Genomic DNA, 22,310 nt, shown 5'->3' on the forward strand with positions numbered 1-22,310 from the left:
CCTACTTGATCAGGTAGATCGTGATGAAGAGGCCCACCCACACGACGTCGACGAAGTGCCAGTAGTAGGACACCACGATCGCGGAGGTCGCCTGGGCGGGTGTGAAACGGCCCATGGTGGACCGAATGAGCACGAAGACGAAGGCGATGAGGCCGCCGATCACGTGCAGGGCGTGGAAGCCCGTGGTCAGGTAGAAGACCGACCCGTAGGTCGACGACGCGATGGTCGTGCCGTGGTCGACCACGAGGGTGCGGTACTCGAACATCTGGCCCAGCACGAAGACCAGGCCCATCACGAAGGTGATGGTGAACCAGCGCCGCAGGCCGTACACGTTGCCGATCTCCGCTGCGAAGACGCCGTACTGACAGGTCACCGACGAGGCGACCAGGATCAGTGTGAAGAACAACGCATACGGCACGTTGAGCTCGGTCGGCTCCGGCGGCCAGCCGTCCTCTGCGCGGGCGCGGGCGGTGAAGTACATGGCGAACAGGCCGGCGAAGAACATCAGCTCACTGGCGAGCCAGACGATCGTGCCGACGCTGACCATGTTCGGTCGGGTCAGGGAGTGCACCCGCGAGGTGTCGAAGGTGCTGCTCGCCACGGGGGCCGTTGTCACGGGTTCATCATGGCATCGGGACAGCCGCCCCACGACGTGGGGTGCGTGGGCGTGGCGCGCTCGGTCCGGCCACCAGCGACGGGCCCGACACGTCGCCTCCCCACCCCTCGTACCGGGGGCACTAGGCTCGCGCGGGTGAGCCCCGACGCCGCACCGGCCACCGTGCTGGTCTTCAGCCAGCGGGCCGAGGTCCGCACCGCCGTCCGGACGGCCCTGGGCAACGCCCCGGCTCCCGATGTGGGGCCGGTCACCTACCTGGAGTGTGCGACCGCCGACGAGGTGGTGGCCGCCGTCGACCGCGGTGGCGTCGACCTCTGCGTGCTGGACGGTGAGGCGCAGCCGACCGGCGGCATGGGGATCAGCCGCCAGCTGAAGCACGAGATCGCCGACTGTCCGCAGCTGGTGGTGCTCATCGCCCGGCAGGCGGACCGGTGGCTGGCGCACTGGTCGATGGCCGACGCCACGTTGGCCTACCCGGTCGACCCGCTGACCGCCCCCGAGGTCGTCGCCGGACTGCTCCGCGACCGGGCAGCACAGCGCCCGGCCGCCCGTCGCTGACCCGATGACGTCAGCCAGCCCGACCTGGCCCGGCCTCCTCACCCGACTCACCAGGGGTGAGCACCTCGCGGCCGAGGACACCCGCTGGGCGATGCGCCAGGTGATGACCGGGGAGGCGACCCCGGCCCAGGTCGCCGGGTTCGTGGTGGCCCTGCGGGCCAAGGGTGAGTCCCCGGAGGAGGTGGCCGGGCTCGCCGCGACGATGCTGGAACAGGCGACCCCGGTGCGGCTGCCGGTGGACTGCGTCGACATCGTCGGCACCGGGGGCGATGGCGCGCAGACGGTGAACATCTCCACCATGGCGGCGATCGTCACCGCGGCGGCCGGCGTCCCGGTGGCCAAGCACGGCAACCGGGCCGCGTCGTCGGCCTCGGGCACGGCCGACGTCCTCGAGGCGCTCGGGGTGGTCATCGACCTGCCTGCCCCCGCGGTGGCGCACTGCGTACGGGAGGCGGGGATCGGCTTCTTCTTCGCTCCTGTCTTCCACCCCGGGATGCGGCACGCGGCGGCTCCGCGGCGGGAGCTGGGGATCGGCACGGTCTTCAACTTCCTGGGCCCGTTGACCAACCCGGCCCGCCCGGTGGCGGCCGCGATCGGCTGTGCGGACACCCGGATGGCCCCGGTGCTGGCCCAGGTGCTCGCCGACCGCGGCACCCGCGCTCTGGTCTTCCGTGGGGACGACGGCCTCGACGAGCTCACCACCAGCACGACCTCGGCGGTGTGGGTGGTGCGCGACGGTGAGGTGGTGGCCGAGCGGCTGGACCCGACGGCGCTGGGCATCCCGGTGTCCGGACCGGGGGCCCTGCGCGGTGGCGGTCCCGAGGTCAACGCCGAGGTGGTGCGTCGGCTGGTGGCCGGTGAGCCGGGACCGGTCCGGGACGCGGTCCTGCTCAACGCGGCCGGGGCCCTCGCCGCGTTCGACACGCGCGGGGTCCGGCTGCACGACGCGCTGGGCGCCGGGCTGGAGCGCGCCGCAGCCGCCGTCGACGACGGCAGGGCGGCCGCGAAGCTGGCCGACTGGGTGCGGGTCAGTCGCTCCGCCCGCGGGTGAGGGCCCGGTCGCCGTCAGGTGCCGCAGACGCGGGCTGAGCCCGCTACGGCGCCACCCGACGTCCGGGTCGACCTACTGGTCCGTCGACTCGAAGCCGATCGAGAACGCGGCCTCCAGGTCGTGCCGGGAGTGGGCACGGAAGGCGATGTGCGTGGCGGTGTCGACGACGCCGGGCACCTTGTTGATCCGACCGGCGATGACCTCGGCGATCTCGTCGAACTCGCGCACCCGGACGAGCGCGACCAGGTCGACGTCGCCGGCGACGGAGTAGACCTCGCTGACCCCGGGCAGCGCGGCGACCGCCTCGGCCACCTCGCCGATCGAGTCGGTGGCGGCATCGATCATCACGATGGCGGTGATCACGTCCGGGATGCTAGCCCGGTCGCGACCCGGCCGCGCCGTCCGGTCGTGCGCCCACCGGCTGCCGGAGCACCCGGGGAGACCCGGTCCGGCTGGCTGCGGGTGCCGAGCGACCGGGAGTCGGCGAAGGGGTCCCGCTCGGCGCGGCCGGCCTCCACCTGGGCGAGGAAGCTGCTGTAGTCACCCGTGCCGGGGGTGCGGCTGGCCAGCGTGCCGGTCAGGTCGACCAAGCGGGTGCCGGGCTTCTCCATCCAGCGCAGCACCAGCTCCGTCTCGTCGACGGAGGCGGCCAGTTCGTCGTCCGGGCCGGTCGGGGTCTCAGCGGTGGCGCGCAGGTCGGCCAGGTGGCCACGGACCGACCGCCCCCGTTCGGCGACGCCGGCCGCGACCAGCCGGCCACGGCGGACCACCGCCAGCTGCCAGCCACCGGCGCCGTCGGGCCGGGCGAGGACCAGTTCGGGCACGGTGGCAAGCGACTCCAGGCGCTGCCGACGCCGCACCGCCCGGATCAGCACCGCCACCCGGTCGCGCTGTACGGCCGCCTCCTCGTACCGCCCCTCCTCGGCCAGCCGTTCGACCCGGTGCAGCAACGGTGCGACCAGCTCGCGGGGGTCGGACTCGACGGCCGCCCGGAACACCGCGGCGATCGGGGCGTACTCCTCGCGGGTCTGGTCGCCGGTGCAGGGCGCCCCGCACCGACCCATCCCGGCCAGTGCACAGGCACTGCCCAGCACGGTCAGCGACAGGCGAGAGGTGCACTGCCGCAGCGGCAGGGACTCGTGCACGGCGGCGACGGCGGCATCGGCTGCGCGCCGGTCGGGGAAGGGGCCGAGGAACGCGCCGGCACCCGGTCGCACCCGGCGCACCACCGACAGCCGGGGGAACGGCTCGTCGGTGAGCCGGACCCAGAGTGCGCGCTCGGGGAACCGGGACCGCCGGTTGTACCGGGGCTTGTGCTCGGCGATCAGCCGGAGCTCCCGGACGGCGGCCTCGAGGTCGTGCGCGCACGGCAGCGCCTCGATCCGCTCGGCGAGGGTGATCATCTCGGTCATCCGGCTGCGCTGCTCCCCGGCGGAGAAGTAGCTGCGCACCCGGCTGCGGAGATCGCCCGACGTGCCGACGTAGAGCGGTTCGTCGCGCGGGCCGCGGAAGACGTACACCCCGGGGCCGGAGGGGACGTGCTCGGCGAGGTGGCGCTTGCGGCGACGCTGCGGGTCGACCTGGCGGGTCAGCCCGGTCAGCTCCTCCAGTGAGGTGATGCCCAGCGGCCCGAGCCGCTCGAAGAGCCCGTGCAGGACGTCGACGGTCGCGCGGGCGTCGTCCAGCGCGCGGTGACAGGGCTGGGTGGAGGTGGAGAAGTAGGGCGCGAGGGTGGCCAGCTTGCAGTTGGGCACCTCGTCGCGGGTGAGCAGCCGGCGGGCCAGGACGGCGGTGTCGACCGAGGCGGACACCGGCCAGAGCAGCCCGCTCGCCTCGCAGGCCGCCCTCAGGAACCCCAGGTCGAAGGGGGCGTTGTGCGCGACGAGGACGGCGCCGCGGGCGAACTCCAGGAAGGCCGGCAGCACCGCGTCGATCCGCGGTGCCGCGGCCACCATCATCGAGGTGATCCCGGTCAGCACGCTGATGTAGGGCGGGATCTCGTGACCGGGGTCGACCAGGGTCTGGAACTCGCCGAGCACCTGGCCGCCGCGGACCTTGACCGCCCCGATCTCGGTGATCGCGCTGTCCTTGGGCGAGCCCCCGGTGGTCTCCAGGTCGACGACCACGAAGGTGACCCCGGCCAGTGGGGTGCCCAGGTCGTCGATCGTCGCCTGCTGGAAGCGCGGCCCCTCCTGCGCCCGGTGGCCGCTCGGCAGCGCCACCTGCCGCCACCGGGAGGGGGCAGGGCCCGTGCTGGGCGGGGGGACCGGCGACGGTGCTGGTGGCTGCGCTGACGGCGCGGCAGGTACGGACGGCACGGCGCGGACGCTAGGTCGCGGGTCCGACAGTCCCCGGGAGGCCACGCCGCGGGAGCCGTCGGCCCGGGGCCGCGGGGCCCGGCCCTCGATGCGTCGTCCGGGCTCCTCGGCCGGGAGCTGGGCAGAACTGTCGGTGGTCGCTCCTACGGTCCGCGGTGTCTGGACCACAGGAGACAAGGAGAGCCGCCGTGCTCATCGACTGCGACACCTGCACCGTCCGCGGTCACGGCTGCGACGACTGCGTCGTGACCGTCCTGCTGGGCGCCCCGCCGGACTGGCGGGGGAGCGCCCCCACCGTCGTGCCGCTCACGCGGCGCCGGCCAGGGGTGTCCGCCGGCGTCCCGGCCGGTGAGGGCGTGCGGGTGGCCGGTGCCGCGCCGGGGGAGGCGACGGCCGACAGTGCCAGCGGGCCCGGCCAGGGCGTGGCCGAGGGGGCGCGCCCGGTCGTCGAGTGGGACGACGTGGAGGAGCAGGCCGTCCGGGCCTTGGCAGACTTCGGGCTGGTTCCGCCGTTGCGTCATCAGGATGCGTCGTCCCACGGGGACCGTCACGTGAGCTGACAAATCGCAACCCTGTGATTTGTCAGGTCCTGGGGTCGGTTCGGGGTTTGACGGGGCTAGGTCTCGATCCGGTCACGGACATACGTTCGTCATGTCCGAACGAGACGAAGTCGCCACAGAGGGTGACCTCGGTCGGACACCGCCGGACCACCGACCTGTTCCTCGGGGGTGTGCCGCGGTCCGAGTGCAAGAAGTGGAGTCCGCCGCCCGTGGCGAGCCCTCAGTCCCGCGCCCTGCCCGCATCGTCGCCCCCCATCGCCGGCACCCCCGTGCACGCGCGCGCCGGTCGTCTCGCCGGTCGGCTGGGGATCGGGATCGTGGCAGCCGTCGCCGCGAGCCTGATGCTGGCGGTCCTGCCGGGCGACGCCGCCGCGGCTCCGGGCGAGCAGGCCACCGAGGCGACCAGCCCGGAGCAGGCCACCCAGCTGGCCGCCGACGCGACCCACGAGCTGGAGGTCGTCACCGAGCAGTTCAACGAGGCGCAGGAGGCGCTGGAACAGCAGCGGGCAGCCGCAGCCGCCGCGGCCCAGACGGTCGCCGATGCCCAGGCCCGACTGGCCGCCCTGGACGAGCAGGTGCGCCGGGTTGCCCGCAGCGCCTTCACCGGCGAGAACCTGTCCCGCTTCAACGCCCTCATGACCAGTGGGTCGCCGGACGAGTTCCTCTCCCAGGTGACCACCCTGGACAGCATCGCCGGGCACACGAACGACGTCCTCGCCCAGGTCACCGCGGCGGCGACTGCTGCTGCACAGGCGCAGGCGGAGGCGGAGGGGGCGGCCGCGGCCGCTGAGCAGACGCTGCAGGACGTCGCCACGCGGCAGCGTGACCTCACCTCCCGGGTCGACGAGTACCAGGCGCAGTACGACGCCCTGACCGTCGTCCAGCAGGAGGAGGTGACCGAGGAGCACGCCGGGCCGGTGCTCGAGGCGCCGGTCGAGGTGGTGGCCACCAGCTCCTCCGCGCAGGTCGCCGTGGACACCGCCATGGCCCAGCTCGGCGACCCGTACGTGTGGGCCGCCGGCGGCCCGGACGCCTTCGACTGCTCGGGCCTGACGCAGTACGCCTACGCGGCGGCGGGGGTCACCCTGCCGCACTCCAGCCGCCTCCAGTCCACGATGGGGACGGCGGTCTCACGGAGCGAGCTGCAGCCCGGCGACCTGGTCTTCTTCCGCAGCCCGGTGAGCCACGTGGGCATGTACATCGGCGGCGGCCAGATGGTGCACGCCGCCACGTTCGGCGTCCCGGTGCAGGTCACCAGCGTCGACATGGCCGGCTACGCCGGGGCGCGCCGCTTCCTCGGCTGATCCGTCCCGTCCGGCCGTCCAGCCGGGCCACAGGCAGCCTGCCTAAGCTCGGCGCCGTGCCCCTCCCGCCCGGTCCGCGAGCCCACGGATGAGCCGGGGAGGAGCCGCCGGGTCCCGGCGCACGGCGCTGCTGGTGGCGGCGGTGCTCGGTGCCGCGCTGGTCGCCGTGATCGCCCTGGCCACGCCGTGGGACGTGCTCCCCGTGCCGCCCGGCGGCCGCACCCCGGTCGATCCGGGCGCCGCGTTCGGTCCGGAGCAGGTGGCCCGGGCGGAGGCCTTCACCGCGGCGCTGCGCCCGGCCTCGCTGACCTCGCTGGTGCTGAGCCTGCTCGTCTCGGCGGTCTTCGGGCTCACCCGGGCCGGAGCGGCGACCGCCCGGGCCGTCGCCCGGCCGCTGGGCGGTGGCTGGGCCTGGCAGGTGCTGCTCGGCTCGCTCGCGATCCTGCTCGTCGGTCGGTTGGTGACCCTGCCGCTGTCGGCATACGGCGAGGTGGTGCGGCGTCGCTACGGCCTGTCCACGCGCGGCTGGGACCTGTGGGCGCGCGACGTCGCGACCTCCTACGGCATCTCCGCCGGGTTGACCGCGCTGGGGCTGCTGGCCCTGGTCGCGCTCGCCCGACGGGCCCCGCGCACCTGGTGGGCGTGGGCGGGCACGGCGGCCGCGGCCCTCGTCGTCATCGGGTCGTTCCTCTACCCCCTGGTGATCGAGCCGGCCTTCAACCGCTTCGAGTCCATGCCGGCCGGTCCGCTGCGCACGGAGCTGATCGCGCTGGCCGAACGCAGCGGCACACCGGTCGACGACGTGCTGGTCGCCGACGCCAGCCGGCGCACCACCGCACTGAACGCCTACGTCTCCGGCTTCGGCTCCACCCGGCGGATCGTCGTCTACGACACGCTGCTGGACCAACGGCCCGACGAGGAGATCGTCTCGATCACCGCCCACGAGCTGGGGCACGTGGCGAACGACGACGTCCTCACCGGCACGCTGATCGGGGCACTGGGGGCCGGTGCGGGCGTCGCGCTCCTGGGCTGGCTGCTCGGCTCGCCCCCGCTGTTGCGCCGGGCCGGCGCGGAGGGACCCGGGGACGGGGCAGTGGTGGGCCTGCTGCTGCTGTTGCTCTCCCTGGGCACGTTGCTGTCCACGCCGGTGCAGAACCTGGTCTCCCGGCACATCGAGGCACGGGCGGACCTGCACGCGCTCGACCTGACCGAGGACCCGGACTCCTTCGTGGCGGTGCAGCAGGCCCTGGGGGGCGCCAACCTCAACGACCCCGATCCGCCCGCGATCTGGCAGTGGGCCTTCGGGTCGCACCCCACGGTGCCGCAGCGGATCGCCTTCGTCGCCGACTGGGTGGCGGTGCGCGACCGGTGAGCGGGGACCGCACCCTGGTCGTCACCAACGACTTCCCGCCCCGGCAGGGGGGCATCCAGACCTTCGTCGCCGCCCTGCTCGCCACCCGGCCGCCGGAGTCGCTGGTCGTGCTGTCCTCGGACCACCCCGGCTCCGCCGCGCACGACGCCGCACTGCCCTATCCGGTGGTGCGTGCTCCCACCGGCATGCTGCTGCCGACGCCGCGCGTTGCCCGAACGGCTGCCCGGCTGGCCCGCGAGCACGGCTGCCGGACGGCGTTCTTCGGCGCAGCTGCACCGCTGGGGTTGCTGGCGCCGGCGCTGCGCCGGGCCGGGGTCGAGCGCCTGGTGGGGGCCACCCACGGCCACGAGACCGGGTGGGTGGCGCTGCCGGCGGCCCGGCAGCTCCTCCAGCGCATCGCCGGGGGGCTCGACGTCCTCACCTACATCAGCGAGTACACGCACGGGCGGCTGGCCCCGGCCCTCGGGGACCGCACGGAACTGGCCCAGCTCTCGCCCGGCGTCGACGTCGACCGGTTCACCCCGGACGCCGAGGGGGCGTCGGTGCGGGGGCGGTACGGGCTCGGGGACGACCCGGTCGTGGTCTGCGTGTCCCGGCTCGTGCCGCGCAAGGGGCAGGACGTGCTGGTCGAGGGCTGGGCTCAGGTGCTGGCCCGGCACCCGCGCGCGAAGCTGCTGCTCGTGGGCGGCGGCCCGCTGGAGCCGGCGCTGCGGCGGGCCGTCTCCGACCGGGGGCTGACCGGCTCCGTCGTCCTGACCGGGGGAGTGGCACCGGCCGACCTGCCGGCGCACTACGCGGCCGGGGACGTCTTCGCCATGCCCTGTCGCACCCGCCGCGGTGGGCTGGACGTCGAGGGGCTGGGCATGGTGTTCCTGGAGGCGGCCGCCTGTGGCCGACCGGTCGTCGCCGGCACCTCGGGCGGGGCGCCGGAGACCGTCCGGGAAGGGGTGACGGGGCACGTGGTGGACCCGCGGTCGCCCGCAGCGGTCGCGGGCGTGCTCGCCGACCTGCTGGACGACCCGGCGCGCGCCCGGGCGATGGGCGCGGCCGGCCGGGCGTGGGTCGAGCAGCGGTGGTCCTGGACGACGATCGCCTCGACCTTCGCCGACCTGCTCGACCCCGCGCGCTGAGCGCGGGGCCGAGCAGCTCAGCCGTCAGGCGCTACCGCGCTCGACCGTCAGGCGCTACCGCGCTCGACCGTCAGGCGCTACCGCGCTCGACCGTCAGGCGCTACCGCGCGTAGAGCGCCTCGACCTCGGTGCCGAACTGCTTCATCACCACGGCCCGCTTGAGCTTCAGGCTCGGGGTGAGGGTGCCGTTGTCCTCGGTGAAGTCGTCACCCAGCACCCGGAACTTCTTGATCGCCTCGGCCTGCGAGACGGCCTTGTTCGCCTCGGCGACCGCGGTGTCCAGCTCGGCCAGCAGGTCCGGGTCGTCGCGCAACTGCTCGGGGGTGAGCGAGGTGTCCTTGCCCTGGGCCTTCAGCCACGTCGGCAGCGCCTCGACGTCCAGGGTGACGAGCGCGGCGATGAAGGGCTTCTGGTCGCCCACGACCAGGCACTGGCTGACCAGCTTGTGCGCCCTCAGCCGGTCCTCGAGCACAGCGGGGGCCACGTTCTTGCCGCCCGCGGTCACCAGGATCTCCTTCTTCCGCCCGGTGATGCGCAGGAACCCCTGGGCGTCGAGCTCACCGATGTCCCCGGTGTGGAACCAGCCGTCGGCGTCGATGGCCTCCGTGGTGGCCTGCTCGTTCTTCCAGTACCCGCGCATGACGATCCCGCCGCGGAGCAGCACCTCGCCGTCGTCGGCGATCGCCGCATCGACCCCGGGCAGCGGGCGCCCGACGGTGCCGATGCGCAGCGCCGCGTCGTGGTTGACGGCGGCGGCAGCAGTGGTCTCGGTCAGGCCGTAGCCCTCGAAGATCGTCACGCCGATGCCGCGGAAGAAGTGGCCGAGCCGCTCGCCCAGGGGGGCGCCGCCGGAGATGGCGCCGGCACAGCGCCCGCCGAGGGCGGCGCGCAGCTTGCCATAGACCAGCTTGTCGAACAGGGCGTGCTGCACCCGCAGCGCCAGCCCGGCGCCACCGGTGTCCTGCGCGCGCGACCAGTCGACGGCCACCTCGGCGGCCCGGCCGAAGATCTTGCCCTTGCCGTCGGCCTCCGCCTTGGCCTTGGCGCCGTTGAACACCTTCTCGAAGACCCGGGGCACGGCCAGCACGAACGTGGGCTGGAACCGGCCCAGGTCTCCCACCAGGTCCTTGATGTCAGGGGTGTGGCCGATGACCGTACGGGTGTTGAGCGCCCCCACCTGCAGGACGCGGGCCAGCACGTGGGCCAGCGGGATGAACAGCAGCAGCGAGCCGTCGGGGTTCATGAACCGGCTCAGCAACGTCATGCCGTTGCGGATCTCGAACAGGAAGTTCGCGTGGGTGAGCTCGCAGCCCTTGGGCCGGCCGGTGGTGCCGCTGGTGTAGATCAGCGTGGCCAGGCTGCCGGCGGAGAGGCTGGCCCGCCGGGCGGTCAGCTCGCTGTCGGGCACGTCGGCGCCGGCGGTGGTCAGGGTGTCCAGACCGCCGTCGTCGATCACCCAGACCGAGCCCAGCTCGGGGGCCTCGGAGCGCACGGACTCCACGGACGCGGCGTGGTCGGCGTTCTCCACCACGACCGCCCGCGCGCCGGAGTCGGAGAGGATCCAGGCCACCTGGTCGGCGCTGGAGGTCTCGTACATCGGGACGACGACGGCGCCGGCGGTCCAGATGGCGTAGTCGAGGACCGTCCACTCGTAGCGGGTACGGGCCATCAGCCCGACCCGGTCGCCGGCCTGCACGCCACCGGCGATCAGCCCCTTGGCGACACCGGCGACCTCGGCGGCGAACTCCGCGTAGGTGACGTCGACCCACTGGCCGGCCTGTTGGCGTCGCAGCCCGACCTCGTCGGGGTGCTCGGCCGCGTTCGTGGCGACCATGTCCGTCAGGGCGTCTTCGGGCCCCACGCTGGCGGTTGGGGGAACGCTCAGTTCGCGCACGCCGTCCTCTCTGTCCTGCCCGGCCGGGGGCTCCGTCGCCCCGCCGCTCCGGACCAGGGTCCGGGGCCAATCTAGTCCGCGCGGCCACCGTGCAGTAGCCGAGCGGCCCCCTGTGGGGGAGGAGGCCCGGGAGGAGGCCAGGTCGGGGGTGGGCAGCGACTACCCTCCGCCCCATGGCTGACCAGTCCACCCAGTCGATCGTCATCGACGCGCCTGCGGCCGAGGTCATGGCCGTGATCGCCGACTTCCCGGCCTACCCCTCGTGGGTGTCGGCAGCCAAGCAGGTGGAGGTGCTCGAGACCGGGGCGGACGGGCGCGCCCGCCGGGTCCACTTCGTGCTCGACGCCGGTGCGGTCCAGGACGACTACGTCCTGGCCTACACGTGGGACGACGACCGCCGGGTCGACTGGACGCTGGTGCAGGGCCAGATGCAGAAGCAGCAGGACGGGTCCTACTCCCTGGCCGAGTCCGGGGGCCGCACCACCGTCACGTACTCCATCACGATCGACCTCTCGATCCCGATGCTCGGGATGATCAAGCGCAAGGCGGAGAAGGTCATCCTGGACACCGCGCTCAAGGAGCTCAAGAAGCGCGTCGAGGGCTGATGCGCGCCGTGCAGGTCCTCCTCGTGACCGGCCCCGGTGGCGCCGGCAGCTCCACCGTCGCCGCGGCCACCGCCGCGCGGCTGGCCGCGGCCGGTTCCCGGTGCGTGCTCCTCACCGGCCAGCCGGCCGGGATCGCCGACCTGACCGACCGGGTGACCGTCGACGTCGTCGCTCCCCAGCCCGCGCTGGAGGAGCTGTGGGACCGGCACGCCGGTCAGCTGGCCGACGCGCTGCCGTCGCTCACCGTGCCGCCGGCCTCCTCGGTCGTCCCGCTCCCCGGCGTCGCCGAGTTCGCGCTGCTCACCGCCCTGGCCGGGCACCTCCGTGACGGGGACACCGACGTCGTCGTGCTGGACCCCGGTCCGACCGCGACGGCGACGGCGCTGCTCGGCCTCCCCGGGGGGCTGCGGTGGTGGCTGGCGCAGGCCGCGCCGACCCGGCTCCGGGTGCTCGCCACGCTGCGTGCGGCCGCCACCCCGGGCCGCGCCGGGGTCACCGCCGGGCTGCTCGCCGGCGTCGCGGCGACGGAGGAACTGCTGGACGCGGTGGCGCTGGCCGACCCCGCCCGCACCGCCGTCCACCTGGTGCTGCGCCCCGACGCAGCGGCGGCAGCGCACCTGCGGCACGCGGCCACCGCGCTGGGCGTCCTGGGTCAGCGGATCGCCTCGGTCACCGTCTCCCGGCTGCTCCCGAGCGGCTCGGGGGAGTGGTGGCAGCAGCGGGCCGCGGTGCAGGAGCAGGCGGTGCGCTCGGTGCGCGCGCTCATGGACCCGGTGCGGGAGGTGGCCGAGGCCGCGGTCGCCCCCGCCGGCGTCGCCGACCTCCTGGCGCTGGGCGCCGCCGTGCCGGAGACCGCGGTGCAGCCGCCCTCCCGCGCCGTGCCCCGCCGGGTCGGCGGGGAGTGGCTGCTCGACGTGCCGCTGCCCTTCACCCGCCGCGGCGAGGTCGAGCTGACCCGCTGGGCCGACGACCTCGTGGTCACCGCGGGCGGGGTGCGCCGATCGCTCCCGCTGGACGCACTGCTCCGCCGGTGCACGGTCTCCGGTGGGGCGTTGACCGATCCGGGCACCGCCCGGGCGGTGCTGGAGGTGCGCTTCGTCCCCGACCCGGCCCAGTGGCCGGCCGGGCTGCTCGCCGCCGGCGCTGCGGCGGGTGCGCCGGCCGAGGGGGGCGGGGCATGACCGCACCCGGCCCCGACTGGGTCGAGCAGGTCCGTCGGCTGGCGGCGGGACTGGCCGCCGAGCACGCGGCGGGCACGCGGCTGACCGACGTCCTGGGCGACCTGCTGGACACCCCTGCCGCACGGCCCGACGCCGCCTCCCGGCCCGAGGACGACGGTGCGGCGACGAGGCCACAGCCGGCGGACGACTGTCGCTGGTGCCCGGTGTGCGTGGGCCTGGCGGCGCTGCGCGGACGCCGTCCGGACCTGGTCGAGGCGCTCGCCGACGTGCTGACCAGCGCCGCCACCGCACTCCGCGCCCAGGCCGGCACGCAGCCGGCCGACTCACCCCGCACCAACCCGGACGGCAGCGTCGCCGCGCCCGAGGCCCCTGCCCCCGACGTCCGCACCGCGGGCGCGCCAGCCCCTCCCGAGGAGACCGTGACCCACCCGGCCCCCGCCCCCGCCCCCGTCCAGCGGATCGACGTCGCATGACCGCCCCCGACCCTGCCCCGACCGCGACCGGCCGGGCCGCCCAGCTGCCTGCGCTGGGCATCGACATCGGCGGCACCAAGGTCGCCGGCGGTGTCGTCGCCCCCGACGGCACCATCCTGGACACCGCCCGCCGGGCCACCCCGGGCAAGTCGGTGACCGCCACCGAGGACGCCATCTCGGCCGTGGTCGACGAGCTCGCGCAGCGGCACGGCGGCCCGCTGGTCGGGGTGGGCGTCGGCGCGGCCGGCTGGTTCGACCGCACCGGTGACACCGTGCTGTTCAGCCCGCACCTGGCCTGGCGCAACCAGGCGCTGCGCAAGGACCTCGCCGGCCGACTGCAGCGTCCGCTCTGGGTGGGCAACGACGCCGACGCGGCCGCCTGGGCCGAGTACCGCTACGGCGCGGCCCGCGGCAGCAGCCTGATGCTGATGATCACCCTGGGCACCGGGATCGGCGGCGGCATCGTCATCGACGGCCGGCTGCAACGGGGCTCGCACGGCGTGGCCGGCGAGTGGGGCCACATGCGCGTGGTTCCCGACGGCCGGCTGTGTGCCTGTGGCAACCGCGGGTGCTGGGAGCAGTACGCCAGCGGGAACGCGCTGGGCCACACCGCCCGCGAGGTCGCCGACCACTCACCGGCGGCCGCGGCCGACCTGCTCGACCGGGTGGACGGCAACGCCGCGCGGCTCACCGGGGAGGTCGTGGCCCGGGCCGCGGCCGACGGCGACCCGCTGGCCATCGAGCTGCTGTGCGAGGTCGGCACCTGGCTGGGGCAGGGGATCGCCGATCTCTCGGCGATCCTCGACCCGGACGTGGTGGTGATCGGGGGCGGGGTGAGCGTGCTCGGCGAGACGGTGCTGGCGCCGGCCCGGGAACGCCTGGAGCGGGCGCTGCCCGGTCGTGGGTTCCGGCCCGGGCCGCGGGTGGTCGCCGCCGAGCTGGGTGCGCAGGCCGGGCTGGTCGGCGCCGCCGACCTGGTGCGCCGAGCGGTGGCCGACGGCGACTGCTGAGGGCCTCCCCGCTGGGAGGCCGCCGGTCACTCGGGGGCGAGCTCGCGGGCCAGCTGCTCGAGGAACAGGCCGATGTCGGTGACGATGCCCATCGCCTGGGCGCTGCCCCGGTCGGCCAGCTTGGTCACCGTCGCGGGGTTGATGTCCACGCAGACGAGCGGCACCGAGGCCGGGAGGATGTTCCCGGTGGCGATCGAGTGCAGCATCGTGGCCACCATGATCGCGAAGCCGACGTCGGGCAGCTCGGCGCGCATCGCCCGCTGACCGTCGATCACGTCGGTGATGACGTCGGGCAGCGGGCCGTCGTCGCGCACCGAGCCGACCAGCACGAACGGCTTGTCGGCCTGCACCATCGCGTGCATCACCCCGCCGGTGAGGACGCCGGTCTCCACCGCTGCGGCGATCGACCCGGCCGCCCGGATGGTGTTGATCGCCCGGATGTGGTGCTCGTGCCCGTGCGGCACGCCCGACCCCTTCGCCAGGTCGACCCCGAGCGAGGTGCCGAACAGCGCGGACTCGATGTCGTGGGTGGCGAGCGCGTTGCCGGCGAACAGGACGTCGACGTAGCCGGCCTGTACGAGCCGGACCATCGCCGGTGCAGCACCGGTGTGCACCACGGCCGGGCCGCCCACCCACAGCACCCGCTTCCCGGTGGCCTTGACCTCCCGCATCCGCTCGGCGATCTGGCGCACCAGGAGCGCCTGGGGCTTCTCGCTGGAGACCGAGGAGGACATGAAGCCGAAGTCGTCCTCGTCGCCGCGAGGTGCCTGCGGGGGGAGTTCCACGCGCACGCCGTGGGCGCCGCAGACCACGGCGTCCCCGGCCCGCACGTCGCTGACCGGGACGGTGCGCACGACCGGACCATCGGTCACCACCAGGCCGCAGTCCATCTCCGGGCGCTGCACCCGCAGCCACTCCCGGTCCAGCCGGACCAGGGTCTCCAGGTTGGTGGTCGAGTAGAAGTCCTCCGGGAAGACGCCGTCGGAGGGCGCGGGCCGGGTCGTCGCCGTCCCGGGGTCGACGGCGTTGGCCCCGTGCACCTGCACCCGCATCAGGATCCGGTCCAGCAGTTCGGGCTCGGTCGCGCTGACCTCGACCAGCGCCCGGGACTCGTCCTGGTGCTGACGGCCCAGGTCCAGGCTGTCGATCCGGTAGTCACCGCCGTACTCGAGGACGTCGTCGAGCACCCGGGCGAGGATGCCGGTGTCCATCAGGTGACCGGTCAGGGTGACGACGGCAGAGTGCGTCGAGGAGCTCATCCTGCGGAGGCTAGCCGCCCCCGTGCGCCACCCGAGGTCCTCCTTCAGACGACGGCGCCGTTGTCGCCGTCGTCGGAGTCGCGGTCCCGCATCCGGGACACCAGCACGCTGACGCCGCCCACCACCGCGGCCACCCCGAGCACCAGGCCGAGGTCGAGGGACAGGCCGACCCGGGTCGGGGCGACGAGGAGCACGGCGCCGAGGCCGATGAGCAGCAGCGCGTAGAGGGAGGCCGGGGCCAGCACTGGCAGCGGTGGGGGAGGGGGCGGCTCGTAGTGGTCGTCGAAGGCGTCCAGCACCGACCGCTCGGCCGGCGGCGGGGGCGGGTCGTCTCGCGGTTCGGCGGCCACCACGTTGCGGCCGTGCTCGGCCTCGAAGGCGGCGACGATCCGGGCGAACTCTGCGTCCTCGTCGGTGACCCGGTCCGACCGCGGCGGCGCGGGCCGGGGGGTGGCCGGTTCGTCGGTGTGCCGTTCGACGACGGCGGCGGCCTCGGCGCGCTGGGCGCGGTCGACGAACAACCGGTCCGACGGCGGACTCGGGAAGGAGACGCTGCGGGTGTAGGGCTGCACGTCGGTGGCCGGCTCGAGGTAGGCGGCGATCCCGGCGGTGGCCAGCAGGTCGAGCAGGTGCTCGCCCACCCGCGGGTCGACGTCGCGCAGCGGGTGCCACAGCATGGCGTCCAGCCCGTTGTCGCGGCGGCCGCGGCCGCGGCCCGGACCGCGGGGGAGCGTCACGAGCTGCTCGCCCGGGCCGCGGGGACGCGCTCCTGGATCCACTCCACCGACCGGGCGAAGACCATCGGTGCGTCGTTGTCCAGGGTGGCCACGTGGTAGCTCTCGTGCAGCAGCACCTCGGTGGTGTCGGTGCTGCCGACGCCGGCCAGCAGCACCCGGGTCGAAGCGGGCTCCACGACGTGGTCGGTGACGCTGCGGAACACCAGCAGCGGGGCCCGTACGGAGCCGAGGTCGGCGCGGACGGCGGCCCACAGCCGGCGGAGGGCCAGCGCGGCCCGGGTGGGCAGCCGCGGGTAGGCCAGCTCCACCGGCCCCGGCTTCTTGATGTCGTTGGCGACCGGTGCCCAGGCCGGGGTGAGCCGCGCCAGCACCGGCAGCAGCCGGGCATCGCGTCGTTCGGTGAGCAGCGAGGGGTTGACCAGCACCAGGGCGGCCACGTCGTCCGGACGCCGCTGGGCCAGCCGCAGCGCCAGGGTGCCGCCCATCGACAGCCCGGCCACCACCACCGAGCTGCACCGGCCGCGCAGGTCGTCCAGTGCAGTGGACAGCGCGCCGTACCAGTCCTCCTCGGTGCTGGTGTTGGCGTCCTGCCAGCGGGTGCCGTGGCCGGGCAGCAGCGGGCAGCGCACGGTCAGGCCGGCGGCCGCCAGGTGCTCGCCCCAGGCCCGCAGGCTCTGCGGCGTGCTGGTGAACCCGTGGCACAGCAGCACCCCGACCGGCCCGCCCGGCAGGTCGAACGGGGCGGCGCCGGGCATCAGCGACCCGGCCTGCGGTGCGGCCTGCGGCATCGGTCCTCCGGAGCGGTCTGGCCGTGCGGCGTCGGCTGCGATTGTCGGGTTGTTGTGCGCCTCCTTAGTCTGACAGTCGCTGAGGGAGGCGCGTTGTTCTACTGGTTCCTCAAGTTCGTGGCCCTCGGGCCGATCGTCAGGCTCGTGTTCCGGCCCCGCGCCGAGGGCATGGAGCACGTTCCGTCGACCGGTGCGGCGATCATCGCCAGCAACCACCTGTCGGCGGCGGACTGGATCTTCATGCCGCTGTCGCTGCGTCGGCGGGTCACCTTCCTCGCCAAGGCCGAGTACTTCACCGGCAGCGGGCCCAAGGGGGCCGCCCAGCGTCTCTTCTTCGGCGGCAGCGGCCAGGTGCCGATCGACCGCACCAACGCCTCCGCGGCCGAGGACGCGATCCGCACCGGCATCCGCATCCTCACCCAGGGCAGGCTGCTGGGCATCTACCCCGAGGGCACCCGGTCGCCCGACGGTCGGCTGTTCCGCGGGAAGACCGGCATCGCCCGGATGACCCTGGAGACCGGCGCGCCCGTCGTCCCGGTGGCGATGGTCTACGAGCCGCGCGCGGTCCCGCTGCCCGGCGAGCTCGGCCGCCGGCTCAGCAAGCACATGGTGCGGGTCGTGGTGCGGTTCGGGGAGCCGCTGGACTTCTCCCGCTACGACGGGCTCTCCGGCGACCGCTTCGTCGAGCGGTCGATCACCGACGAGATCATGTACGAGATCATGGAGCTCTCCGGCCAGGAGTACGTCGACCTCTACGGCGCGAAGGTGAAGAAGTCGATGGACACCACCGGCGTCACCGCGACCGAGGCCGTGTCCCGGCTGCAGCCACCGCCGCACGAGGCCGCCGACCGGCTGCCCAGCTCGCTGGCCGGCTGAGCCCCTCCGCGCGACACCGGCCCGCTCCCCGGAGACGGGGAGCCGGCCGCTGGTCACGGGGCCGGGCGGAGGGCGTCGGACGGCGGGGACGACGACGTACGACTGAGCGTTGTGCAGTGCACAACAAGACGGTGTGTGGCCGGACGTCGACTCGGGCAGTGCCCCCAGATGTGCTCCCGGATCGACGCCCCGGCGCTGCGGCGCCCGACCGCCCGCTGATCGGGGTGGACCCCACCGGACTCGCATACCTCGTCGCCGGGGCCGCGGCCCTGCTGACCGCGCTGCTGCCCCGGTTGCTCCGCGGGCTGCCGATCTCGCTGCCGATGGTGGTCGTGGCGATCGGGGTCGCCGTCTTCGCCGGCGTCGACGCTCTGCCGACCCCCGACCCGATGGCGCACGAGATCGTCGCCGTCCACCTGACCGAGGCCTGCGTGATCGTCTCGCTGCTGGGCGCCGGGCTGGCCCTGGACCGGCCGCTCGGCTGGCGGCGCTGGTCGACCACCTGGCGGTTGCTCGGCATCACCATGCCGCTGACCGTCGCGGCCACGGCACTGCTCGGCGGCTGGCTGCTGGGGCTGGGAGCTGCCGCCGCGGTGCTGCTGGCCGCCGTCCTGGCCCCCACCGACCCGGTACTCGCCGGCGAGGTGCAGGTGCAGGAGCCGACGGGTGAGGCGGAGAGCGAGGACGAGGCGCGCTTCGCGCTGACGTCCGAGGCAGGCCTCAACGACGGGCTGGCCTTCCCGTTCACCTACGCCGCGATCGCCATGGCCACCCTCGGCGCGGCGCCGTCGAACTGGCTGGGGGAGTGGCTCCTGCTCGACGTCGGCTGGCGGATCGCCGCGGGTGTGGCCGTCGGCATCGGGGTGGGCCGGGCACTGTGCGCGCTGTTCTTCTCGGCGCGGCCGCAGCGGGCCGGCCTCGCCGAACGGGCCGAGGGCTTCGTCGCGCTCGCCACCGTCTTCCTGGCCTACGGCGTCGCCGAGCTCGTCGAGGGCTACGGCTTCATCGCCGTGTTCGTCTGCGCCTGCACGATCCGGTCCGCGGAGCGGGCGCACGGGCAGCACCAGGTGCTGCACACCTACGTCGAGCAGCTCGAACGCCTGCTCACCGTCGTCGTCCTGGTGCTGCTGGGCGGCGCGGTGGCGCGGGGTGCGCTGGCCGACCTGAGCGGAGCCGAGGTGGCGCTGGCCGTCGTCCTGGTGCTGGTGGTGCGGCCGCTGGCGGGCTGGCTGGGGTTGCTCACCGGGCGCACGGGCCCGCGGGAGCGCAGCGTCATCTCCTCCTTCGGGGTCCGCGGCATCGGGTCGCTCTACTACCTCGCGTACGGCCTGAGCCAGGCGGACTTCGCCGGTGCCGAGCAGCTGTGGCGGGTGACGGTCCTGGTCGTGCTGGTCTCGGTCGTCGTGCACGGGATGGCGGCCACGCCGGCCATGGCCTGGCTGGACCTTCGCCGGCGGAGCGCCGCGGTGACGACCCGCGGGCGGGCGTCGGCGGCCCCGGTCACCCCGGTCTGAGCCGACGCCGTCGGAGCAGCGTGCGGTGAGAATGGCCGGGTGTCCGATGCCATGGAGTTCATCCGACCAGCCGGCCTGACCGCCTCGGCGCCCTACGCCTACGCGGCGGTGGTCGGGCCCGGCCGCACGGTGTTCACCGCCGGCGCCTGCCCGCTCGACGGCGACGGGCGTATCGTTGCAGTCGGCGATGTGGCAGGTCAGGCCGCTCAGGTGATGCACAACCTGGTCGTCGCGCTCGAGGCCGCCGGTGCCCGCCTCACCGACGTGGTCAAGACGACGGTCTACGTGGCTGCTGCCGACCGGCCCGACCTGGTCACCGCCTGGGACGTCGTCCGGGCCGGCTTCGGTGCGCACGACGCGCCGAGCACCCTGCTCGGGGTGGCCGTCCTGGGGTACCCCGACCAGCTGGTCGAGGTGGAGGCGATCGCGGTGGTGGCCGACTGATCAGCGCGGGCCGTGCAGGGACACCGGTCCCACCGCCACGAGGCGAGGTGTCCGTGATCGGCACCGCCTACGGTGTCCCGGTGAGCGTGCGGCGGTACTTCTACGACACCGAGTTCATCGAGGACGGCACCACCATCGACCTGGTGTCGATCGGCGTGGTCGACGAGACCGGCCGGGAGTTCTACGCGGTCAGCACCGAGTTCGACCCGGACAAGGCGATCCCGTGGGTGCGCCGCAACGTGCTGGACCAGTTGCCCTCCCCGGCGGACAAGGCCTGGCGCAGCCGGGAGCGGATCCGCGCGGACCTGCTGTCCTTCCTCACCGCACCCGGCGAGGAGATCGAGCTGTGGGCCTGGTTCGCCGCCTACGACCACGTGGCCCTGGCCCAGCTGTGGGGTGCGATGCCGGCGCTGCCGCGGCCGATCCCGCGGTTCACCCGTGAGCTGCGCCAGCGGTGGGACGACGCCGGCCGGCCCGACCTGCCGCCCAAGCCCGCAGGGACGCACGACGCGCTGGTGGACGCGCGCTACAACCTGACCCGCTGGCAGGCGATCGAGGCGGCCGGAGGTCGTCCGGCGCCCCGCTGACCTGCGCGGGGCACGACACTGGCCGGGTGGACGCAGCTGCGACGCCGGAGGAGGCGCTGGCCCGCATCGCGCGGGCGGCGGCCGGTGAGCACGGTGCGCCGGCGGGGCTGCTGGACGGCTACCTGCCGGCGGTGCTGGCCGTGGCGGGCACCGGGCGCCGGCTCAGCGGCGCCGAGGAAGAGTCCTGCCGTCGGCTGGGTGGGGAGGCCGCGCGGGCCGGGGTGTCGTTGCCGGCGCTGGTCGACCTCTACATGACGGCGTCCCGGCGACTGTGGCCCGAGCTGCCCGACCTGCTGGCCCGGGTGCGGTTACGGCCGGTCCGGCCGGCCGAGCTGGTCGGCATCGGCGAGTTCGTCTGGCGGGCCGCGGACACCGCGCTGGCCGCCCTGGCCACCGGCCACCTGGACGCCCAGCACGAGGTGGTACGCCGAGAGGAGGCCTACCGGCGGGAGTTCGTGGACGACCTGTTCAGCGGCCGGCCCGACGTCGGGTCACTGGTCGAGCGGGCCGAGCCGTTCGGCCTGTCGCTCACCGCGACGCACGTGGTCACCGTGGCGGGTACCGACCGGCCGATCGACTCGGGCATGCACCTGGCCGGTGCGGTCGAGGCGGCGGTCCGCGCCCGCACGGACGGCCGGGGCCTGCTGGTCGCCGCCCGGGACGGGCGGCTGATCTGCATGCTCTCCTCGTCCGCCACCGACGGCAGCGGCGGTGGCGGGATCGGCCCGCAGGAGCTGGCCGAGGTGGTCGGCCGGGCCGTCGCGCGGCTGACCCACCGGTCGTCGTGGCGGGTGGGGGTCGGTCGCCCGCACGCGGGGCCACGCGGGGTGCTCCGCTCCTACCGGGAGGCCCTCGACGCCCTGGACCTGGCGGCCCGGCTGGAGCTGCCGGAGCCCGTGGTCCACGCGCGTGACCTGCTGGTCTACCGGGTGCTGCTGCGGGACGAGACGGCGATGGCCGACCTGGTGCAGACCGTGCTCGGCCCGCTGGTGGACGCCCGGGGCGGGGCCGAGCCGCTGGTGCGCACGCTGGCCGCCTACTTCGCCACCGGCGGGAACACCGCGGCGACCGCACGCGCCCTCCACCTCAGCGTGCGGGCGGTCAGCTACCGGATCGAGCGCGTGCACACCCTCACCGGACACGACGCCACCGACCCGGCCGACCACCTGCCGCTGCTGGTCGCCGTGACCGGGGCCCGGATGCTCGGCTGGCCCCGGCGCCGGCTGGTCGTCGACTGACGCCCCGCCGGTTGCCGGGACCCGGCAACCGGCGGCGGCGGGACGGTGCCCGGTCATGGCGGTGCGGCCACCCGGAGAAGGGGCCACCGTCGGCGGACGGCGAGTGTCCATGGTCGGCCCCGCCCGTGGCCCGAGGAGGCGGCCGTGTCCACGTCCACCGGAGGCAACGGCGCCAGCTCGACCGGCGGCGTCCGGGCGTTGCGACTGCTGCTCCTCGTCCTGTACGTGGGGATCGCGCTGCCCGGGGCGCTGGTGACCCCGGTGCCGCGGATGCTGCTGCTGGCGCCGCTGGTCGGTGCCTTCGCCGCAGTCGTCGCCGGCCTGGTCAACCCCGGCTTCCCGGCGCAGCCGCGCGCGCGGCGGGCCGTGCTGGGGGCCTTCGCCGGTGCGGCGCTGACCGTGCCGTTCTCCAGCGGTGTCGGTCTCCTGGGGCCGTCGGGCGCCTGGCTGGTGATCGGCATGATCCTGCTGGCGGCGACCGTGGTCGGGTCCTGGATCGCCGAGTGCGACTCGGCGCCGCTCCCGCTGTCGGACCCGCGGCGGGTGGCGGCGTTGCGCGACTTCGTCAGCGTGCTGCCCACCGAGGCGCTGGTCCGTGAGTGGCGAGCCACCGGGACACCGCTGCAGGTGGCGACCGACCCGCAGGAGCGGGCAGCTCTGGTGCGGGTCCGCGGGATCATCCTGGACGAGCTCGTCCGCCGGGACCCGGCCGCCATGGCCCGGTGGCTGGAGGACGGCGGACCGGCCGACCCCGGGACGGACGTGCGCCGGCAGCGGGGCCCGGCCGGCTGAGGG

23 protein-coding genes are annotated in these 22,310 nt (G+C 74.7%); 16 read left to right on the top strand and 7 right to left on the bottom strand.

Annotation, left to right across the window (positions count from 1 at the left end):
• Position 1: 1 nt before the first annotated feature.
• The gene (gene ctaE / locus O2V63_RS06045; protein WP_331253820.1) at positions 2 to 616 is read right to left on the bottom strand and encodes an aa3-type cytochrome oxidase subunit III; all 615 of its coding nucleotides are present in this window, start codon (positions 614 to 616) and stop codon (positions 2 to 4) included.
• A gap of 135 nt (positions 617 to 751) precedes the next feature.
• Here ctaE and O2V63_RS06050 point away from each other — a divergent pair, with 135 nt between their 5' ends.
• Both O2V63_RS06050 and trpD read left to right on the top strand, forming a co-directional pair.
• Positions 752 to 1,174, top strand: coding sequence for a hypothetical protein (locus tag O2V63_RS06050; RefSeq protein ID WP_269166645.1), 423 nt, complete (start codon positions 752 to 754; stop codon positions 1,172 to 1,174).
• A gap of 4 nt (positions 1,175 to 1,178) precedes the next feature.
• Complete coding sequence (gene trpD / locus O2V63_RS06055) at positions 1,179 to 2,225, top strand: anthranilate phosphoribosyltransferase (RefSeq protein ID WP_269166646.1); 1,047 nt, start codon at positions 1,179 to 1,181, stop codon at positions 2,223 to 2,225.
• A gap of 72 nt (positions 2,226 to 2,297) precedes the next feature.
• Here the strand turns inward: trpD and O2V63_RS06060 are convergent, their stop codons facing one another.
• Both O2V63_RS06060 and O2V63_RS06065 read right to left on the bottom strand, forming a co-directional pair.
• Positions 2,298 to 2,588 carry an Lrp/AsnC family transcriptional regulator gene (locus tag O2V63_RS06060; protein ID WP_269166647.1) on the bottom strand — a complete coding sequence of 97 codons (291 nt, stop codon included), beginning with the start codon at positions 2,586 to 2,588 and terminating at the stop codon, positions 2,298 to 2,300.
• The gene (locus O2V63_RS06065) at positions 2,585 to 4,447 is read right to left on the bottom strand and encodes a DEDD exonuclease domain-containing protein (protein ID WP_269166648.1); all 1,863 of its coding nucleotides are present in this window, start codon (positions 4,445 to 4,447) and stop codon (positions 2,585 to 2,587) included. Before O2V63_RS06065 ends, O2V63_RS06060 begins: the two co-directional genes overlap by 4 nt.
• 284 nt (positions 4,448 to 4,731) lie before the next feature.
• On the opposite strand from O2V63_RS06065, the gene O2V63_RS06070 reads away from it, so the two are divergent.
• The 4 genes from O2V63_RS06070 to O2V63_RS06085 all read left to right on the top strand — a co-directional run bounded on the left by O2V63_RS06070 (position 4,732) and on the right by O2V63_RS06085 (position 8,909).
• The gene (locus O2V63_RS06070; protein ID WP_331253821.1) at positions 4,732 to 5,103 is read left to right on the top strand and encodes a hypothetical protein; all 372 of its coding nucleotides are present in this window, start codon (positions 4,732 to 4,734) and stop codon (positions 5,101 to 5,103) included.
• A 317-nt stretch (positions 5,104 to 5,420) separates the two neighbouring features.
• Positions 5,421 to 6,407, top strand: a complete 987-nt coding sequence (locus O2V63_RS06075) for a C40 family peptidase (protein WP_269166649.1) — start codon at positions 5,421 to 5,423, stop codon at positions 6,405 to 6,407.
• 88 nt (positions 6,408 to 6,495) lie between these two features.
• Complete coding sequence (locus O2V63_RS06080) at positions 6,496 to 7,779, top strand: M48 family metalloprotease (protein ID WP_269166650.1); 1,284 nt, start codon at positions 6,496 to 6,498, stop codon at positions 7,777 to 7,779.
• Positions 7,776 to 8,909: a glycosyltransferase family 4 protein gene (locus O2V63_RS06085; protein ID WP_269166651.1), complete on the top strand. Its 1,134-nt coding sequence runs from the start codon at positions 7,776 to 7,778 to the stop codon at positions 8,907 to 8,909. The genes O2V63_RS06080 and O2V63_RS06085 overlap by 4 nt, the downstream gene beginning before the upstream one ends.
• Before the next feature lie 100 nt (positions 8,910 to 9,009).
• Here the strand turns inward: O2V63_RS06085 and O2V63_RS06090 are convergent, their stop codons facing one another.
• Entirely contained in the window at positions 9,010 to 10,743 is a 1,734-nt protein-coding gene (locus O2V63_RS06090) for an AMP-dependent synthetase/ligase (protein WP_269166652.1), read from the bottom strand.
• 233 nt (positions 10,744 to 10,976) lie between these two features.
• Here O2V63_RS06090 and O2V63_RS06095 point away from each other — a divergent pair, with 233 nt between their 5' ends.
• From O2V63_RS06095 to O2V63_RS06110, 4 genes are read left to right on the top strand one after another with little or no spacing between them, the layout of a single operon-like run.
• Positions 10,977 to 11,408, top strand: a complete 432-nt coding sequence (locus O2V63_RS06095) for an SRPBCC family protein (protein ID WP_269166653.1) — start codon at positions 10,977 to 10,979, stop codon at positions 11,406 to 11,408.
• Positions 11,408 to 12,589, top strand: coding sequence for an ArsA family ATPase (locus O2V63_RS06100; RefSeq protein ID WP_269166654.1), 1,182 nt, complete (start codon positions 11,408 to 11,410; stop codon positions 12,587 to 12,589). The genes O2V63_RS06095 and O2V63_RS06100 overlap by 1 nt, the downstream gene beginning before the upstream one ends.
• Positions 12,586 to 13,062, top strand: coding sequence for a hypothetical protein (locus O2V63_RS06105; RefSeq protein ID WP_269166655.1), 477 nt, complete (start codon positions 12,586 to 12,588; stop codon positions 13,060 to 13,062). Before O2V63_RS06100 ends, O2V63_RS06105 begins: the two co-directional genes overlap by 4 nt.
• Positions 13,059 to 14,072, top strand: a complete 1,014-nt coding sequence (locus O2V63_RS06110; RefSeq protein ID WP_269166656.1) for an ROK family protein — start codon at positions 13,059 to 13,061, stop codon at positions 14,070 to 14,072. Before O2V63_RS06105 ends, O2V63_RS06110 begins: the two co-directional genes overlap by 4 nt.
• Positions 14,073 to 14,098: 26 nt before the next feature.
• Here O2V63_RS06110 and O2V63_RS06115 read toward each other — a convergent pair whose 3' ends face one another.
• From O2V63_RS06115 to O2V63_RS06125, 3 genes are read right to left on the bottom strand one after another with little or no spacing between them, the layout of a single operon-like run.
• Complete coding sequence (locus O2V63_RS06115; protein WP_269166657.1) at positions 14,099 to 15,331, bottom strand: ornithine cyclodeaminase; 1,233 nt, start codon at positions 15,329 to 15,331, stop codon at positions 14,099 to 14,101.
• Positions 15,332 to 15,375: 44 nt separating this feature from the next.
• Positions 15,376 to 16,068: a hypothetical protein gene (locus O2V63_RS06120; RefSeq protein ID WP_269166658.1), complete on the bottom strand. Its 693-nt coding sequence runs from the start codon at positions 16,066 to 16,068 to the stop codon at positions 15,376 to 15,378.
• Entirely contained in the window at positions 16,065 to 16,856 is a 792-nt protein-coding gene (locus O2V63_RS06125) for an alpha/beta hydrolase (RefSeq protein WP_269166659.1), read from the bottom strand. Before O2V63_RS06125 ends, O2V63_RS06120 begins: the two co-directional genes overlap by 4 nt.
• 93 nt (positions 16,857 to 16,949) lie before the next feature.
• Here O2V63_RS06125 and O2V63_RS06130 point away from each other — a divergent pair, with 93 nt between their 5' ends.
• From O2V63_RS06130 to O2V63_RS06155, 6 genes are all read left to right on the top strand, one after another.
• Positions 16,950 to 17,732, top strand: coding sequence for a lysophospholipid acyltransferase family protein (locus O2V63_RS06130; RefSeq protein ID WP_269166660.1), 783 nt, complete (start codon positions 16,950 to 16,952; stop codon positions 17,730 to 17,732).
• 224 nt (positions 17,733 to 17,956) lie between these two features.
• Positions 17,957 to 19,246, top strand: coding sequence for a cation:proton antiporter domain-containing protein (locus O2V63_RS06135; protein ID WP_269166661.1), 1,290 nt, complete (start codon positions 17,957 to 17,959; stop codon positions 19,244 to 19,246).
• A 39-nt stretch (positions 19,247 to 19,285) separates the two neighbouring features.
• Complete coding sequence (locus O2V63_RS06140; RefSeq protein WP_269166662.1) at positions 19,286 to 19,690, top strand: RidA family protein; 405 nt, start codon at positions 19,286 to 19,288, stop codon at positions 19,688 to 19,690.
• Between the two features lie 80 nt (positions 19,691 to 19,770).
• On the top strand, positions 19,771 to 20,277 hold the full coding sequence (locus O2V63_RS06145) for a polyadenylate-specific 3'-exoribonuclease AS (RefSeq protein WP_269166663.1): 507 nt from the start codon (positions 19,771 to 19,773) through the stop codon (positions 20,275 to 20,277).
• Between the two features lie 26 nt (positions 20,278 to 20,303).
• Positions 20,304 to 21,515, top strand: a complete 1,212-nt coding sequence (locus O2V63_RS06150) for a PucR family transcriptional regulator (RefSeq protein WP_269166664.1) — start codon at positions 20,304 to 20,306, stop codon at positions 21,513 to 21,515.
• Positions 21,516 to 21,659: 144 nt separating this feature from the next.
• Positions 21,660 to 22,307, top strand: a complete 648-nt coding sequence (locus O2V63_RS06155) for a hypothetical protein (RefSeq protein ID WP_269166665.1) — start codon at positions 21,660 to 21,662, stop codon at positions 22,305 to 22,307.
• Positions 22,308 to 22,310: the final 3 nt, after the last annotated feature.

It is taken from the genome of Modestobacter sp. VKM Ac-2977, assembly GCF_026968045.1.
Classification (GTDB): Bacteria; Actinomycetota; Actinomycetes; order Mycobacteriales; family Geodermatophilaceae; genus Modestobacter.